Annotated in this window: 14 protein-coding genes; 9 read left to right on the forward strand and 5 right to left on the reverse strand. The window is 71.2% G+C overall.

What is annotated here, in order from left to right:
* The first annotated feature begins 119 nt into the window (after positions 1-119).
* The 4 genes from LV79_RS06410 to LV79_RS06425 all read left to right on the forward strand — a co-directional run bounded on the left by LV79_RS06410 (position 120) and on the right by LV79_RS06425 (position 6,702).
* Positions 120-1,442, forward strand: a complete 1,323-nt coding sequence (locus LV79_RS06410) for a GlnX family signal transduction membrane protein (RefSeq protein ID WP_253833004.1) — start codon at positions 120-122, stop codon at positions 1,440-1,442.
* Between the two features lie 11 nt (positions 1,443-1,453).
* Positions 1,454-2,428 carry a glutamate ABC transporter substrate-binding protein gene (locus tag LV79_RS06415; protein ID WP_253833006.1) on the forward strand — a complete coding sequence of 325 codons (975 nt, stop codon included), beginning with the start codon at positions 1,454-1,456 and terminating at the stop codon, positions 2,426-2,428.
* 542 nt (positions 2,429-2,970) lie between these two features.
* Positions 2,971-5,526: a serine/threonine-protein kinase gene (locus tag LV79_RS06420; protein WP_372495328.1), complete on the forward strand. Its 2,556-nt coding sequence runs from the start codon at positions 2,971-2,973 to the stop codon at positions 5,524-5,526.
* 141 nt (positions 5,527-5,667) lie between these two features.
* The gene (locus LV79_RS06425) at positions 5,668-6,702 is read left to right on the forward strand and encodes an RICIN domain-containing protein (RefSeq protein ID WP_253833008.1); all 1,035 of its coding nucleotides are present in this window, start codon (positions 5,668-5,670) and stop codon (positions 6,700-6,702) included.
* Positions 6,703-6,722: 20 nt separating this feature from the next.
* Here LV79_RS06425 and LV79_RS06430 read toward each other — a convergent pair whose 3' ends face one another.
* From LV79_RS06430 to LV79_RS06440, 3 genes are read right to left on the reverse strand one after another with little or no spacing between them, the layout of a single operon-like run.
* The gene (locus tag LV79_RS06430) at positions 6,723-7,853 is read right to left on the reverse strand and encodes a metallophosphoesterase (RefSeq protein WP_253833010.1); all 1,131 of its coding nucleotides are present in this window, start codon (positions 7,851-7,853) and stop codon (positions 6,723-6,725) included.
* Between the two features lie 9 nt (positions 7,854-7,862).
* Complete coding sequence (locus LV79_RS06435) at positions 7,863-8,444, reverse strand: PaaI family thioesterase (protein ID WP_253833012.1); 582 nt, start codon at positions 8,442-8,444, stop codon at positions 7,863-7,865.
* A 48-nt stretch (positions 8,445-8,492) separates the two neighbouring features.
* Entirely contained in the window at positions 8,493-9,731 is a 1,239-nt protein-coding gene (locus LV79_RS06440) for an MFS transporter (RefSeq protein ID WP_301320765.1), read from the reverse strand.
* A 231-nt stretch (positions 9,732-9,962) separates the two neighbouring features.
* Here LV79_RS06440 and LV79_RS06445 point away from each other — a divergent pair, with 231 nt between their 5' ends.
* Genes LV79_RS06445 through LV79_RS06465 form a run of 5 tightly spaced genes read left to right on the forward strand, consistent with a single transcriptional unit; the run spans position 9,963 to position 13,144 of the window.
* Complete coding sequence (locus LV79_RS06445; protein ID WP_253833016.1) at positions 9,963-10,415, forward strand: hypothetical protein; 453 nt, start codon at positions 9,963-9,965, stop codon at positions 10,413-10,415.
* Positions 10,415-11,629: a WXG100 family type VII secretion target gene (locus LV79_RS06450; protein WP_253833017.1), complete on the forward strand. Its 1,215-nt coding sequence runs from the start codon at positions 10,415-10,417 to the stop codon at positions 11,627-11,629. Before LV79_RS06445 ends, LV79_RS06450 begins: the two co-directional genes overlap by 1 nt.
* Positions 11,626-11,892 carry a hypothetical protein gene (locus tag LV79_RS06455; RefSeq protein WP_253833019.1) on the forward strand — a complete coding sequence of 89 codons (267 nt, stop codon included), beginning with the start codon at positions 11,626-11,628 and terminating at the stop codon, positions 11,890-11,892. The genes LV79_RS06450 and LV79_RS06455 overlap by 4 nt, the downstream gene beginning before the upstream one ends.
* On the forward strand, positions 11,889-12,629 hold the full coding sequence (locus LV79_RS06460; RefSeq protein WP_253833021.1) for a WXG100 family type VII secretion target: 741 nt from the start codon (positions 11,889-11,891) through the stop codon (positions 12,627-12,629). The genes LV79_RS06455 and LV79_RS06460 overlap by 4 nt, the downstream gene beginning before the upstream one ends.
* Positions 12,626-13,144, forward strand: a complete 519-nt coding sequence (locus LV79_RS06465) for a hypothetical protein (RefSeq protein WP_253833023.1) — start codon at positions 12,626-12,628, stop codon at positions 13,142-13,144. Before LV79_RS06460 ends, LV79_RS06465 begins: the two co-directional genes overlap by 4 nt.
* Positions 13,145-13,723: 579 nt before the next feature.
* Here LV79_RS06465 and LV79_RS06470 read toward each other — a convergent pair.
* Positions 13,724-14,488 carry a helix-turn-helix domain-containing protein gene (locus tag LV79_RS06470; RefSeq protein ID WP_253833025.1) on the reverse strand — a complete coding sequence of 255 codons (765 nt, stop codon included), beginning with the start codon at positions 14,486-14,488 and terminating at the stop codon, positions 13,724-13,726.
* Between the two features lie 38 nt (positions 14,489-14,526).
* The gene (locus LV79_RS06475) at positions 14,527-15,732 is read right to left on the reverse strand and encodes a L,D-transpeptidase (RefSeq protein ID WP_253833034.1); all 1,206 of its coding nucleotides are present in this window, start codon (positions 15,730-15,732) and stop codon (positions 14,527-14,529) included.
* Positions 15,733-15,835: the final 103 nt, after the last annotated feature.

Below are 15,835 nucleotides of genomic sequence, written 5' to 3' on the forward strand. Positions count from 1 at the left end.
TCACGACCTGGTCGCCGAGATCGCCGACTTGGTGGCTCGGGGCATACCGCTGCACTAAGTTCGAGTCGACCGGGCAGCGGAGGGGAAGGCGGCGGGGACGTGCGGTTGGGTGTGACCCCGTGGTGACGGCCGCGCCGCAGCGGCCGCCAGGTCCGTCGGCCATCGGGCGGGTGACCCGCTCGGCGGCCACCACCCCGGGGCGGCTGTCGCTGGTGGCGGTCCTGCTGCTGGTGCTCACCGCGGTGACCGGGATCGTGACGGCGCTGACCGCGCAGGCCAAGCGCGACACCCTCGACGACCTGGTCGCGCACCGGGAGCCGCTGGCGACCGCGGCGCAGCAGATCTTCCGCTCGCTGTCCGACGCCGACGCGACGGCGGCGAGCGCGTTCCTCTCCGGCGGTGTCGAGCCCGCGGCGCTGCGCACCCGCTACGAGTTCGACATCTCGCAGGCCGGTACCGCGCTGGGCAAGGCGTCCGCCGACGTCGGCGGTGATCTGATGGCCGCCGAGCAGGTCGAGATCCTGTCCCAGCAGCTGCCCGTCTACGCGGGACTGGTGGAGACCGCGCGGGCCAACAACCGGCAGGGCTTCCCGGCAGGCGCGGCGTACCTGCGCGAGGCGTCGGGGCTGATGCGCTCCAAGCTCCTGCCCGCGGCCGAGCAGCTCTACGAGATCAACTACGACCGGCTCCAGGCCGAGCAGGAGTCCGCGCGGTCGGTGCCCTTCGCGCCGATCGCACTGGTGGTCGTGCTGCTGCTGGCCCTGGTGGTCACCCAGCGGTACCTGACCCGCAAGACCAACCGGCTGCTCAACATCGGCCTGGTCGCGGCCACCGCCTCGGTCGCGCTGACGATGATCTGGGGCACCGTGGCGATGGTGGTGCTCTCCAGCCACGTCGGCGACGCCGAGCGCGGTGGCGCCCAGCAGGTCGACGTCCTGGTGCAGGCCAGGATCAACTCGCTCAAGTGCCGCGCGGACGAGACGCTGACCCTGGTGGCCCGCGGCGACGGCCCCGGCTACGAACAGGAGTGGCAGCAGTTGGCCGCCACCATCACCGGCGACGGGCAGGGCAACCTGTTGCGCCAGGCCAAGGACCTCGCCTCCAGCGACGCGATGGCGGGCGAGGTGCAGCTCGCAGTGCAGAACGCCCAGGCGTGGGCCGACGCGCACCGCAAGATCCGCGAGCTCGACGACGGCGGCCAGTACGAGGAAGCCGTCAAGGTCGCCATCGGTGACGCCCCCGACAGCGCGGCCGCCGCGTTCGGCAAGCTCGACAAGAACCTGATCACCGCGCTCAACGCCGGGCGCGAGGAGTTCTTCACCCAGACCACGCGCGCGGGCAACGCGCTCACCGGCCTGGTGCCCGGTATCGCCGTCCTCGCGATCGTCGCGGCGGCCGGGATCACCTTCGGCATCCGCGAGCGGCTGCGGGAGTACCGATGAGGGGCGCGGCGATGCGGAGCGTCCTGCTCACCCTGGTGCTGGCCTTCGGCGTGACCGCGTGCGCCTCGTCCGGCCACCCGGTCGACCTGGCCACGGTGTCCTCAGTGGACCGGCCGCAGCCGGTCGGCGTCGAGGTGAACCCGCCGACCACCACCGGCGCGGCCACCCAGGTGCCGCCGTGCGACCCGACCGCGAGCCTGCGGCCGAGCACGAACCTGCCGCAGCCGGGCGCGATGCCGACCGGGTCGACCATGCGCGCCATCCAGGACCGGGGCAGGCTCATCGCCGGGGTCGACCAGAACACCTTCCTGTTCGGGTTCCGCAACCCCACCAGCAACGCGCTGGAGGGCTTCGACATCGACCGGGTGCGCGACGTGGCCGCCGCGATCTTCGGCGACCCGAACAAGGTGCAGTACAGGGTGATCACCTCGGCCGAGCGGATCGACGCGCTCAAGAGCGGCGAGGTCGACATCGTGGTCCGGACCATGACGGCCACCTGCGCGCGCTGGGTCGACATCAACTTCTCCACCACCTACTACGTGGCGGGCCAGCGGGTGCTGGTCGACCGGGCGTCGCAGATCACCGGGATCGACCAGTTGGGCGGCAAGCGGGTTTGCGCGAGCAAGGGCTCCACCTCGATCGCCCGGCTGCGCGAGTCCCCGGCGCCACCGGAGATCGTCGCGGTGGACAACTGGTCGGACTGCCTGGTGATGCTGCAGCAGGGCCAGGTCGTCGCGGTGTCCACCGACGACACGATCCTGGCCGGGATGGTCGCCCAGGACCCGAACGTGAAGATGGTCGGCCCGCGGTTCACCGAGGAGCCCTACGGCATCGGCATCCCCAAGCAGTACGAGGACATGGTGCGGTTCGTCAACGGGGTGCTCGAGCGCTCGATCACCGGTGGGTCCTGGGTGACCAGCTACAACAAGTGGCTGGCGCAGGCCGGTGACCGGGCCGTGCCGCCCCCGGCCAGGTACCGGGACTGAGCGGAGGTGCCCCGATGACGCACAGGACATCGCCGGGTGAGCCGGAGCCGACGCCCAAGCCCGCGCGTTGGAACTTCGACTCGCCCCCACCGTCCCGCGAGGAGTCCCCCATCGACGACCCCGCGCCGCCGACCCAGGTCGTCCGGCCACCCCAACCGGGTCAGCCCGCCCCGGTCTGGCAGGCACCCGCGCAGCAGGTCGCGGGTGGGCAGCAGGTTCCGCTGACCTCGCAGGCGCCCGCCCAGCCCGGCGCGCAGTCCCAGCCGCCCGCGCCCGTGGTGCCGCCGCCGGGTGAGCAGTCCCAGCCACTGCCGCACGTCCCCGTGACCCAGCAGGCACCGGGCGAGCAGTCCCAACCGATGCCGCACGTCCCGGTTGGACAGCCGAACCAGCCACTGGTCAACGAGCAGCCGCAGGCAGGGCAGGGGAACCGGCAGCAGCGCGGTCCGGCCGCGCCGTCGAACCAGCAGCAGCCCCGGCAGTCGCAGACCGGGCCGAGGCCGCGCCCGGGCAGGCAGCCCGGTCCCGGCCAGTCGCAGCCGTTGCCGCTCAACCAGTCCGCGCCGCCCCGTCGCCCCGGTCGGCACGCCGCGCCCGGTCCCGTCCAGTCGACCGGCTCGCACCCGTTCCCGCAGCCGGGCCAGTTCTCCAGTGGACCGCACCCGTTCCCGCCCGCGCGACCGCCGGTGCCGCCCGGCTCGCGGTCGGGCTCGCACCCGGTGCCCCCGCCGCCCGGTGTCCACTCCGGACAGTTCTCCCGGCCGCCCGCGCCACGTCCGCAGGCCGGTCCCGCGCGCCCGCCGATCCCCGACACCAGCGCCGCTGACATCACCGACCGGCACTCCATCCCGGACGAGAGCCCGCCGAGCCCGTTCGCCCCGCCGGACGACTCGCCGATGACCAGCGTACTCGCCGAGACGACGCTCACCCAGAGCATCGTGCCGCCCAAGCCGGAGGCGGAGGAGGACGAGCCGCCCAAGACGGAGCTGTTGACCCGCACCGACACCGGCTCAGGCTCGTTCCCCGGCACCGGTCGCCGCACCGGGTCGCGCGCGTCCGGCCGGGGCAGGCTCGGCGCCGGTCTGGTCGAGGTGCCGGTGGTGCCGGTGAAGGACCCGGCGAGCGCGGTGCTGGAGAACCCGGTCGTCGCGGAGAACAAGCGGTTCTGCACCAACTGCGGCGCCCAGGTCGGCCGGGGTGTCGACGGTGAGCCGGGCGAGGCGGAGGGCAGCTGCGCGACCTGCGGGCAGGACTTCAACTTCCGGCCCCGGCTCTTCCGCGGCGACCTGGTCGGCGGCCAGTACGAGGTGCTCGGCAGCATCGCCTACGGCGGTCTCGGCTGGATCTACCTGGCCAAGGACCACAACGTCAGCGACCGCTGGGTCGTGCTCAAGGGCATGATCGACACCGGTGACGCGACCTCGATGGCCTCGGTGGTCGCCGAGCGCCGGTTCCTCGCCGAGGTCGAGCACCCGAACGTCGTCAAGATCTACAACTTCGTCGAGCACCCGGACCCCAAGACCGGCTCGATGGTCGGCTACATCGTCATGGAGTACGTCGGCGGCCAGTCGCTGCGCCAGCTCGCCCTCGAGCACCACCGGCAGACCGGTCGGGCCGAGCCGCTGCCGATCGGCCAGGTGATCGCCTACGGGCTGGAGATCCTGCCCGCCATCGGCTACCTGCACAGCATCGACATGCTCTACTGCGACCTCAAGCCGGACAACGTGATCCAGGCGGGCGAGCAGCTCAAGCTGATCGACCTCGGCGCCGTCCGCAAGACCGACGACTACGAGAGCCCGCTGTTCTTCACCGCCGGGTACGCCGCCCCGGAGCTGGCCGCCGAGGGCGCGACGGTCGCCTCCGACATCTACACCGTCGGCCGGACCCTGGCGGTGCTCTCGATCGAGTTCGCCGGGTACACCACCCGCTACAAGCACACCCTGCCCGGTCCGGACGCCGAGCCGCTGTTCGCGCTGTTCGGCAGCTACTACCGGGTGCTGAGCCGGGCCACCCACGCCGACCCGGCCCGCCGGTTCACCTCCGCCGAGGAGATGGCCGACCAGCTGACCGGGGTGCTGCGCGAGGTCATGGCGCTGGGCAGCGGGAAACCGCGGCCTGGACTGTCCACTGTGTTCGGTCTGGAGACCAAGACGTTCGGCGCGTCCGACGCGCTGCCGGTGCCCAACCCGGTCGAGGTGGCGACCGTGCTGCCGCTGCCGCTGGTGGACACCGACGACCCGGCCGCGGTGGCGTTGGCGAGCATCACCGCCACCGAGCCCGCCGAACTGGTCGCGGCGTTGGCCAGCGCGCCCCAGGACTCCCTCGAGGTCCGCCTGCGGATGGTCAAGGCCCGGCTGGACCAGGGCGACCTGCGCGCGGCCGGTGCCGAGCTGGACGCCGCGCGGCGGCTGCCGAAGTCCCCTGCCGACTGGCGCCCGGACTGGTTCCACGGTCTGCTCGCGCTCGCCAACAACGCGCCCAAGGCGGCCAGGGACGCCTTCGCCCGGGTCTACGACGCGGTGCCGGGTGAGATCGCGCCCAAGCTGGCGCTGGCGGTCAGCGCGGAACTGGCAGGCGACCACTTCGCCGCCGCCCGGTTCTACGAGCTGGTCTGGCGCACCGACCACTCTTTCGTGAGCGCCGCGTTCGGCCTGGCCAGGGTGTACCTGGCGCAGGGTGGTCGGGCAGGCGCGATCGAGGTGCTGGAGGCGGTGCCGGACACCTCGAGCCACCACGTCGCCGCGCAGGTCGCCGCGATCAAGGTCAAGGCGCGCGGCCACGAGGTGGAGCGGGTCGTCGAGCACGAGCTGCACGACGCCGCCAAGCGCCTGGAGCGGCTCGCGCTCGACGCCGAACGCCGGACCAGGCTGGCCGCGGAGGTCTTGGAGGCCGCGTACGGCTGGGTCAAGGCGGGCAAGCCGGGCGCGAACCCGTCCAACGCCCAGCGCACCGTCCTCGGCTGCGAACTGTCCGAACGCGAGCTGCGGTTCGGGCTCGAGCGCTGCTACCGGGCGCTGGCACGGCTCGCCAGCACACCGGAGCAACGGCATGCCTTGGTGGACAAGGCAAACGCGATTCGACCCCGAACGTTGACCTAAATCCCGCGCAAGCTGGGAACTGTAGCTAGAAGAGGTGGTTTAGCGACCCGTACCGGGGATTGCTGCGCTGCCCGCGTGCCCCCCACGATCGGAAGTCCCCCTGTGACAACCGAAAGCGGGTCGGCTATGCGAAGACTGGCGATGACCGCGGTGCTCGTCCTGATCACGGCGGTCACCACCGCCACCACCTCCAGCGCGGCGCCCGCCGGGTGCGCCGCACCCGGTTCGGTCAACTGCCTGCAGATCACCAGCGCCGCCTTCGCCGGTGGGCTCGACATCGAGGACCCCGGCGACGCGCACTCCTACCTCCAGTTCGGCGGCGCCCTCGGCGACCGCTCGTTCTGGAAGCTGGAGCAGAACCCCGACTTCACCTTCCGCGTCCGCAACCTGGCCAGCGGCAACTGCGTCGACGTGTGGCGGTCCAACAACTACCTCGACCAGTGGGAGTGCGTCGGCCAGTCCAGCCAGCGCTGGCACCTGGTGCCCTTCACCGACGACTTCTCCAGCTTCTACCTCAAGCAGGAGGACACCGGCCTCTGCTGGACCCTGGACGACGAGGGGTACGTCTACGTCGACGACTGCGTGACGGGCAGCGCGCAGCAGTCCTTCAAGCTCGGCGTCAACAGCAACCTCCCCGGCACCAAGACCCTGGCGATCAAGTACGCCATGGACCGGTGCGACAAGAACCCGCAGACCTGCGGCTGGAAGGAGGACAAGACCAAGTACCCGGCGCACCTCGCCCCGGTCGCCTGCGTCAGCCTGCTGGTCAAGAACGGCACCCCGAACAACGCCACCTACTCGCGGGCCTGGAACCAGACCGTCGGGTGGCAGAACACCGTGGGCGGCAGCGTTTCCGTGTCGGTCCAGGTCGGGGTCAGCCTGGGCATCAAGGCGCAGGTGACCACGCAGATCCAGGCCAACTACGCGCACAGCTGGATCGGCTCGGAAGCGGTGACCGACACGGTCTCCATCACCCTCGCGCCCGGTGAGTACGGCTGGGTGACGCGGGCGGCGCTGGTCAAGAAGGTCACCGGCACCTGGACGTTGGACATCGGCGGTCAGAGCTGGACGCAGAAGGCCACGATCATCATCCCGGCCAAGGACGGCACCGACTCGAAGCTGAGTTCCATCGTGCTCAAGGCCGCGAAGACCCCGCCGACCGACTGCAAGGGCTAGGGCGTGTTCTGAAACACGCCCTAGGCGCCCGGGGTCAGCTCGACGACGGAGATGTCGGGCTCGGCGCCGACGCGGACCGGCGGACCCCAGCTGCCCGCGCCGTTGGTGACGTACAGCCAGGTGTTGTCCACTTTGGAGAGACCGGACACCGCGGGCTGGGCGGCCCGGACGAGGTAGTGGAACGGCCAGAGCTGGCCGCCGTGGGTGTGGCCGGACAGCTGGAGGTCGACGCCGAGGTCGACGGCCTGCTCGAGCTGTACGGGCTGGTGGGCTAAGAGGACAGTCGCGCCCACCCGCCCGGCCACGGCCTTCTTCATGTCCGGGCCGTCACCGAGGCTCTTGCCGGTCACGTCGGTCACGCCCGCGAGGGTGAAAGCGTCGGTGCCGCGGGAGATCCGGGTGTTCTCGTTGTGCAGGTAGTGCAAGCCGAGGCGTTCCAGCTCGGTCACCCACGGCTGGTAACCGGAGTAGTACTCGTGGTTGCCGGTCACGAAGTACGTCGGGGCTTCCAGGTCGCCGAGCGGGGCAGCGGCACCGCCCAGTTCGGCGACCGTCCCGTCGGCGAGGTCGCCGACCATGGCGACCAGGTCCGGCTGGGTCTCGTTGATCATCCGGACGATCCGCTCGGTGTGCGCGCGGCCCATCAGCGGTCCGAGGTGGATGTCGCTGACCACCGCGATGCGGAACCCGCGCAACCCGGTCGCCAGCCCGCCGATCGGCACCGTCACCCGCTTCACCGCGGGCGGGCCGAGCGCAGACACCGTGCCCGCGCCGACGATGCTCGCCGACGCCGCAGCCGCGACCACGGCCGCCGCGCGCGAGAGGAACAGCCGCCTGCTCTCGTCGGTCTCCTCGGCGGGCTTGGTCCACTTGCGCAGCGCCAGGCGCGGCAGTTCCAGCACGGCGAGCACCAGCAGCAAGTAGAAGAACAGCGCCAGCCACAGGTAGCCCGGCCACGCGAACCACGCCGCGATGTCGACCCCCACGAACCGGGGCAGCACCAGCGCGGCGACGGCCAGCAGCGCGAACACCCCGAGCACGACCGTGCCGATCTTCCTGGCCCGCGCGGTCGTGGTGGTGTCGCGCACCAGCCGCTTCCACAGGTAGAGGTGCAGCGCCAGCACACCGAGCCCGACCACGGCCATGAACATGCGGCCAGCCTACGGATTCAGCTCCACCGGCCGTGAGCCGAGGAGGCTGGGGTCGGCGGCGACCGCCCGCAGGTCCTCCGCGCGCCCGTTGTCGATGAAGTGCTTGATCTCCACCAGCACGAACAGCGCCCGAGCCCGCACCGCCACCGGCCCGTCCTCGCTGTCGATGCGCCCCTCGGCGCTCACGTAGACCTTGCGGCCCGCGACCCCGTCGAGGTGCGCGTCGATGACCAGCGTCGTGCCCACCGGGACCGGCCGCAGGAAGTCGGTCTCCAGCCGCCCGGTGACCGCGGGCCTGCGCAGCAGGTTCCCCACGGTCGTGCCGAGGGCCTCGTCGAACGCGCAGGCCAACAGTCCGCCGTGGGCCAGTCCCGGCGCGCCCTGGTGCGCCTCGGTGACGGTGAACCGCGACAGGATCCGGTGTCCTTCGCCGACGGACGCCCGCAGGTGCAGCCCGTCTTCCTGCCGGTCGCCGCACCCGAAGCAGTACGCGTAGTGCGGCGGCAGGTCTGTCCCCGGCGCGGGCGTGTCCTCGTGGCGCTCCGGCATCTCCACCGCCACGGGCGGCCACACATCAGCGGTTCGGCTCATTACCGGAGAGTAGGCCGACCGGTCGCTGTGGCCGCGCACACGCCCTGGTCAGTCGTCGAGCGCGCGCAAGGGCTTGCCCGCCGTCTCCGGGAGCAGGTGGATCGGCACGGCGGCGATCAGGGCGGCACCCATCAGGTAGTACGCGGGGACGAGTTGGTCGCCGGTGGTGTCGACCAGCTTGGTGACGATGTAGGGCGCCGTCCCGGCGAACAGCGCGGTCGACAGGTTGTAGCCGATGGCGAACGCGCTGTAGCGAACCCTGGTGGGGAACATCGCGGGCAGCACGGAGGGGATGGTCGCCAGCAGGATCGTCAGCGGCAACGCGACCAGTGCCAGACCTGCGACCAGGGCGACCGTGCCGCCGGACCCCATCAGGGAGAAGGCGGGGATCGGCAGGACCAGGAACCCGGCGCACGCGGCGTAGAGGAACGGCTTGCGGCCGAACCGGTCGGTCAGTGCCCCGACCGGGCCGACCAGGGCCATCATCCCGACGATCACCGCCATGATCACCAGCAGCGGCGTCCGACCGGACAGCCCCAACGTGGTGGTCAGGTAGGACTCCATGTAGGACAACATCACGTAGTCGGCGACGTTGAGCAGGATGATGTAGCCGATGAGGTGCAGGATCGGCCGCCACTGGGTGCGCAGCACGGTCTTGAGCGGCGACGCGTCGACCTGGTGGCGGGCCGCGAGCTCCTCGAACAGCGGCGTGTCCTCGAGGCGGGTCCGCAGGTAGAGCCCGACCAGCCCCAGTGGACCGGCGAGCAAGAACGGGATCCGCCAACCCCAGTCCGCCATGGCCGCGTCGCCGAGCGCGATCGTGCACGTCGTGACCACGCCTGCGCCTAGCAGGAACCCGCCGAGCGAGCCGAACTCCAGCCAGCTGCCCAGGAACCCGCGCCGCCGGTCCGGGGCGTACTCGGCGATGAAGGTGGCCGCTCCGCCGTACTCGCCACCCGCCGAGAAGCCCTGGACGAGCCGGGCGAGCACGACCAGGATGGGGGTCAGCACACCGGCCGTCTGGTACGAGGGGAACAGTCCGATCGCGAACGTCGACCCGGACATCAGCACGATCGTCGCGGCCAGCACCTTGCGCCTGCCGAGCCGGTCGCCGAGCGGGCCGAAGACGAACCCGCCGAACGGCCGGGCGATGAAGGCCACCGCCAGCACCGCGAAGGTCCCCAGGACGTTCTCCGTCGGCGTCGCCGCGTCGAAGAACACCGCGCCGAGCACGGCGGGCATGAAGCCGAAGACGCCGAAGTCGTACCACTCGATGCAGTTGCCCATGGCCGACGCGGCCACCGCCCTGCGCACCGGCGGCTGCCCCTGGTCGGTCCTGGTCGTCTCACTCACCGTGTCCGATTCACTCACTCGTGGAGGGTAACGTCACCTATTCACCGGTGCTGATCCGTGCGTGGTTGCCCACGTGAGCGCCGGACGTGCCCAGTTGTGCACAAGCCCCCCGCGTGGGGTAGAACGCGGAATCGCGGTCAGTCAGGCTGGCGGTGGGAGGAAGACATGACGTGGGTGCACAACGCGCGCGAGGCTGAGGCGCTGCTCGCCAGGTACCAGCCGGTGGCGCACGCCGAGCTGGTGACCGAGGTGGTCGCCGGTCCCCGGGGCGACTTCACCATCACCGGGTCCGGCAGCGACGCCGTCGAGGTCGACTACGCCGCCCTGGAGCGGGCCGACCGGGAGCTGGCCGCGCTGCACGACGACCTCGTCAAGCAGCTGCGCGCCGCCGAGGACCTCGGTGAGCCGCTGTCCGCGGGCACGGGCCCGGTCGCGGTGGCCATGTCGCGGTCGTTCCTCGGGCGCGCCGACACCACGGACGGCCTGCGCGCGGTGCTGTCCAACTACTTGAAGGAGCTGGCCGAGGTGCGGGCCACGATCAAGGCGACCCTGGTCGCCTACCGCAGCGTCGACGAGCACGCCGAGACCGCGATCCGCCACGCCGGGGGTGCGCTCTGATGGCGGGCCACCACGCGTACTCCGACGACCACGAGCCGACCGCCAAGCAGTGCCGCGACAAGGAGGGGCGCAAGCGCAACAAGGAGCTCGACGACTTCCGCCAGGTCAACTGGGACCACTACGACCACGCCACGCTCTACAACATGGTCATGAAGGCCGAGCCCGGCCTGCTCGCCGAGCGCGCCGGGCAGTGGTCGGACCTGTCCAAGCGGATCGCGGGCACCACCGGTCACGTCCAGAACATCCTGCAGGGCCTGCTCGGCACCTGGCGCGGTCCGGCGGCCAAGAGCGCGGCGGAGTCCAACACCCGGCTCACCCAGTGGGCGGGCGAGGCCGCGCACACCACCGACCGCATCGGTGAGGGCCTGTCGAACTTCGCCGGGGCGGTCATCGACGCCCAGCAGCGGATGCCGGAGCCGGTGTTCTACTACGCGCAGCGGCACTTCGAGTCCGGCTACGACATCAAGGTCGACCGCGACCCCAGCGACGCCATCCTGCTCAAGGCGCTTGCCGAGGACCAGCAGCCTTCCGCGACCCAGCACGCCGAGGCCAAGGCCAAGGCGGTGCAGGTGATGAAGGCCTTCGCGACCGAGAGCCACGACGTGCGGTCCACGCTGCCGGACTACCCCTCCACCGCGCCCGCGCCGCGTCCCGGTGCGCCGGAGCCGGTCCCGACGATCACGTACACGGCGATGCCCGAGCACGAGAAGTGGCCGCCGAGCAAGCCGCCGACCACCACCACGCCGCCACCGGAAGACCCTGGCGGCCCCGGTAAGCCAGGCGGTCCTGATGGCCCGGGTGTTTCCCATGTCCCGGACAGCGGCACGGACGTGTCCAACTACAACCCGACCACGTCGCCGACCACCGGGTACGGCCCTGGTGCGACCGGGTACGGGCCTGGCGGCAGCCAGTCCGGCGGCTCGGTCGGCGGCGGGTTCGGCGGGGCCTTCGGTGGGCGAACCGGCAGCGATGCCGTGCCGCGCGGCGGTGCCCTGTCCGGTGTGGGCGGGCTCGGTGGCGGTCGTGCGGGCGGTGGCTTCGCTGAGGGCGCTCCCGGACGCGCTGGTGCCGCGGCTGGCGGCATGTACCCGCCGATGGGAGGCGGTGCGGGTGCCCAGGGCGAGGAAGACAGCGAGCACAAGAACCGCTACGTCGAGGGCATGGACTTCTTCGACGACCTGCCCCCGGCGTACCCACCGGTCTTCGGCGCATGACCGGCTTCACCGTCGACCCCGGTGAACTCGCCACCGCGGCGACGGTCCTGCGCGACGCGACGACGTCCGTGGCGGAGGTCCGCTTCGACCAGGTCGACGCGGGCCCTGGCCGGTTGAACGCCGTCGTCGCTGTGCTGTCCGCGGACACCCAGGAGGCGCTGACCTCGGTGGCGGGCAGCCTGGCGCACGCCGCCGAGACGGTCGCCGACGCCGGGAACGCTTATCTCCGAGCCGACTCCGACGCCACCGGGCGTCTCCGGTGAGCAGCTACCCGGGTCTCGGTTTCGACCCGGCGGCAGGGGATCCGGACGCTGTCGCGGATCTCGCCCGGGAGTACACCCGGGCGGCGGACGCTGTGGACCAGGCCAAGGCCGCCGCCGATCGTGGGCGGGACTTGGCCTCGGGGTGGACAGGTGACGCGGCCGCTGGGTTCTCCGCGCGGCTGCGGGAAGTCGACACGGCAGCGCGGGTGACTCTCCTGCGCCAGGCCGCGACTGTCCTCAGTGGATGGACGACGACCCTCGTCGCCACCAAGGCGACCGCCGAGCGACTCGACCGCGCGGCCACCGCGCTCCGCCGCCAGATCGCCACCGCAGAGGACACCGTCGACCGCTGGCGCGACGAACTCGACCTCACCCGCTCCGCCCACGCCGCCGCTGAACACGCCACCGCCGAGACCGGCCTGGCCGACCTGCGCGACCGCCTCGACGCCGTCCTCCGCGAGGCCAGAACCCTCGCCGCCGACCACGAACACGCCGCCAACGCCGTCGCGGACCACCTGGACTCCCTGCGCGGCAACCCAATCGAGGTTCCCATGGCCACCCGGTCCATAGTGGACTTGCTCAACCGCCTGTCCACCACGTCAGCCGCCATGGCAGGCCTGGTCGCAGGCCCCGCAGGCGCTGCACGCCCACCCAGCGCCATCACCGCCTTCACCACCGCCCTGCGCACACCCCCACCGGCGCCGAGCACCATCACCGTCGCCGAGCGCCCCCGGTGAGACTCGCCCCGGTCACGGGCATCACCCCGGTCACCCTGGCCTCACCGGACCGAACCGCCGCCGAACTGACCACCCTCATACTGGCCACCCGCGGCCCCGAAGCCGCCCACGACCCAGCAATCGCCCAGTCAGCCCACGAAGCGGCAACCCTCGCCCATGCCTCCGGAGCAGGCCTCGTCGCCACAGTCACCCACCCCACGGCTGACCCGGCGATCCTCACGGCCCTCCTCACCACGACCGACACCCCGAACGGCTCCGGCTCTACTGCGGACCTCCGCACCCACCTGACCCAGGACGACATCCCAGACACCACCGAATCCACCACCGAACGCGGCTACCCGGTCGTCATCATCGAACGCATTACTACTTCGCCGGGTTGCCAGCTGCAGGCTGCGGTATTTCAGCCTGGGACGGCTCGGGTGGCCCTGTTTACGCTGCACTCGGTGAGTGGGCGGGGGTGGTGGGAGCTGGCTGGCCTCTTCGGGCAGCTTGTGACCTCGGTGGAGTTCGGTTGAGCGGCTCCTCCACAGGGGGCTGAGTTGTCCACAGGGTCTCCTGTCAGCCTTCTCGCCTCCGGTGGCGCTTCGGTAGGCTGTATATCGGGGGCTGCTCAGGGGCGGGTGGGGGTGTCTACAGTGGATTCCTGCCGCTCGGACTGGGTGCGGCGGGTTGTCCACAAAAGGTTGAGTTATCCACAGGGCTGACTTTCAGCCTCTCTGTGCTTGCGGCCCCCTCGGTAGGCTGTGTTTTCGGGGGTCGTTGGTTCGGGTTGATCTTGTTGGCCGTGGGCGGCAAGGCGTTGAGCTGGGGAAGTCCGGGTCTCGTGGCCTTCGCTGCGCTGCGGTAGACGGCTCGCCTGCGGCATCGGACAGGCGCGAGAATGCGAGCCAGCGCCGTGGTGGAGCGATGGCGGGTCAACGTCGTCAGCGGGCGGTCTTGGGGCCAACGTCGTCGGTGGGCGTTTGAGGGCCAACGTTGTTGGGGTGGGGGCGACGTCCCCGTCACTCTGTGTCTCGCCAGACGCTCCACCGCCTCTTCGCGTCCCGCCAACACCGTGAGAGGTGCCGCGCTCCGCCACGTCCCCAGCCCCCAGGTCAACGGGTGTGGCGGTCTCGGTAGTCGCGGGGGGAGTGGCCGGTGGATTTGTGGAAGGTGCGGGAGAAGTGGGCGGCGTTGGTGAAGCCGCAGTGGCGGGAGATTTCGGCGATGGTGCGCGAGCCCTGGGTGGGGTCGGTGAGGAGTTCTTTGGCGCGGTCGATGCGCATGGTGCGGATGCGGCCGGAGATGCCGTCGCCGTCGGTGAAGAGTTGGTAGAGCCTGCGCCGGGAGATGAACAACGCGTCGGCGATGCGGTCGGCGGTGAGGGTGGGGTCGGCGAGGTGGTCGCGGATGTGGTCGATGGCGGCGCGGCGGCGGGTGGCGAGGGCGTCGGCTCGGTCGAGTTCGGTGCGCAGGGCGGTGCGCAGGACCAGTTCGGTCAGGCCGAGGAGGAACGCGCGGGCGCCGTGCTGGTCCAGTGACTCCGGTGCCGCGACCAGGTGCGCCACCGACGAGGACACCAGCGACTGCAGCCCCCGGTCCAACGGCACCGGCTGGAACAGCAGCGGCCGCAGCTCCCCGAAGCCCACCGACAGCTTCCCCGCCGCCACCGAGATCAGCACCACGCCGCCGCGCACCCGCACCGAGCACTCGCCGAACGCCAGCGCCACCCCCTGCGGCGGCAGCCTCGGCACGGTGGCCCGCAACAGGACCTGCACCTGCGGGGGTTCCGACCGCGACCGGCCCTCGATGGCCAGTCGGGCGGCGGCCGCCCCCGAGGCGCGCACCACCAGCTGACCGGGGGCGACCTGGGCGTCCATGGCGGACAACCCTAGACGCCCCCGGGTGCTGCCCCCGGTCAGTTCGCGGTGGCCGACATGGCGGTCCACTTGTCCCAGGACAGCGCCCAGTCGAAGTAGTCGCCGTCCGCCTTGCCCAGTTGCTGGTTGCTGCCGGTGATCTCCACCGGGTCGCCGACCATCGCCGAGTCGTAGTAGATCTTGGCGTTCGCCGGGGCGAGGTTCACGCAGCCGTGCGAGACGTTGCGCTTGCCCTGGTCCGGGATGGAGGGGGCGTAGCCGTGCACGAACTCGCCGTTGTTGGAGACCCGGACCGCCCACGGCACCACGACGTTCTCGTAGTTGTACTTGGGGTTGGTCATCCCGTAGCTGGCGTGCTTGCTCATCACCACGTGCGTGCCGGACTTGGTGACCCGGCCCGGGTCGGACTCCAGGCCCATCGACGCCGGGAAGTCGTGCGTCTTGACGCCGTCGCGGTAGACGACCATCCGGTGGGTCTGCGTGTCCGCCTTCACGACCTGCGACCGGCCGATGCTGAACGACGAGGTGACGTCGTCGCGCCCGTAGTTCCCGCCGCCGAGGTCGACGCCGTAGATGCCCACCTTGACCTCGACCTTGGTGCCCGGCGTCCAGTACTCCTTGGGCCGCCAGTGCGCGGTGCTGTCGTCGAGCCACGCCCAGGCGCCCTCGTTGACCGGCGTGGTGGTCACCGTCATCGCCTTCTCGGCGGCCACCTTGTCCTTCACCGGTGCGTCGAACACGACCGCGACCGGCATGGCGATCCCGTAGGTCTGGCCGTCGCCGGTGTTGAGGCTGGCCTTGCTGGTCCGCTTCGGCTTGACCGTGGTGAACGAACCCGCGATGGCGACGTTCTTGCCGTCGGTGCCCAGCGCGCTGCCGGACCAGGTGTAGGTCTTGCCGTACCCGAGGTGCTCGGCGACCGCCCACGACTTCTTGTCGGCGGCGAGTTCTCCCTTGACCTGCTTGCCATCCGCGTTGGTCAGGGTGATGGTCTCCAGCGCGCCGTCGGTCACCGCGACCGAGATCGGACCGGCCGGGCTGACGTCCTTGGCGTCAGCGGCGGGCGTCGCGACGACCTTCGCCGACGGTTTCGCGGGCGCCTGGGAGGTCTGCTCGGTGGCGCCTCCCGTGCCCGTGGCCGCCATGGACTCCCCGGAGGTGCACCCGCTGAGGCCGAGCACGGCCACGAGCGCCGCCCCGACCAACCCGACCGCCGGGCCCCGTCGCCTGCTCCACGCACCCATCGCCGACTTCCCTTCCCCCACAAGCCATTCGAACACTGATAACGACGCCGGGGCGGAACGGATCGTTGGCTCGGGCAAGTGTGACTCGTGTCACTTTTCATTG

The organism is Actinokineospora globicatena, assembly GCF_024171945.1.
Classification (GTDB): domain Bacteria; phylum Actinomycetota; class Actinomycetes; order Mycobacteriales; family Pseudonocardiaceae; genus Actinokineospora; species Actinokineospora globicatena.

Excerpts from the sequence above, each read along its gene's own strand:
- LV79_RS06415 (WP_253833006.1), top strand. The coding sequence starts at position 1,454 with ATGCGGAGCGTCCTGCTCACCCTGGTGCTGGCCTTCGGCGTGACCGCG.
- LV79_RS06425 (WP_253833008.1), top strand. The coding sequence starts at position 5,668 with ATGACCGCGGTGCTCGTCCTGATCACGGCGGTCACCACCGCCACCACC.
- LV79_RS06430 (WP_253833010.1), bottom strand. The coding sequence starts at position 7,853 with ATGTTCATGGCCGTGGTCGGGCTCGGTGTGCTGGCGCTGCACCTCTAC.
- LV79_RS06435 (WP_253833012.1), bottom strand. The coding sequence starts at position 8,444 with ATGAGCCGAACCGCTGATGTGTGGCCGCCCGTGGCGGTGGAGATGCCG.
- LV79_RS06440 (WP_301320765.1), bottom strand. The coding sequence starts at position 9,731 with ATGGGCAACTGCATCGAGTGGTACGACTTCGGCGTCTTCGGCTTCATG.
- LV79_RS06445 (WP_253833016.1), top strand. The coding sequence starts at position 9,963 with ATGACGTGGGTGCACAACGCGCGCGAGGCTGAGGCGCTGCTCGCCAGG.
- LV79_RS06450 (WP_253833017.1), top strand. The coding sequence starts at position 10,415 with ATGGCGGGCCACCACGCGTACTCCGACGACCACGAGCCGACCGCCAAG.
- LV79_RS06455 (WP_253833019.1), top strand. The coding sequence starts at position 11,626 with ATGACCGGCTTCACCGTCGACCCCGGTGAACTCGCCACCGCGGCGACG.
- LV79_RS06470 (WP_253833025.1), bottom strand. The coding sequence starts at position 14,488 with ATGGACGCCCAGGTCGCCCCCGGTCAGCTGGTGGTGCGCGCCTCGGGG.
- LV79_RS06475 (WP_253833034.1), bottom strand. The coding sequence starts at position 15,732 with ATGGGTGCGTGGAGCAGGCGACGGGGCCCGGCGGTCGGGTTGGTCGGG.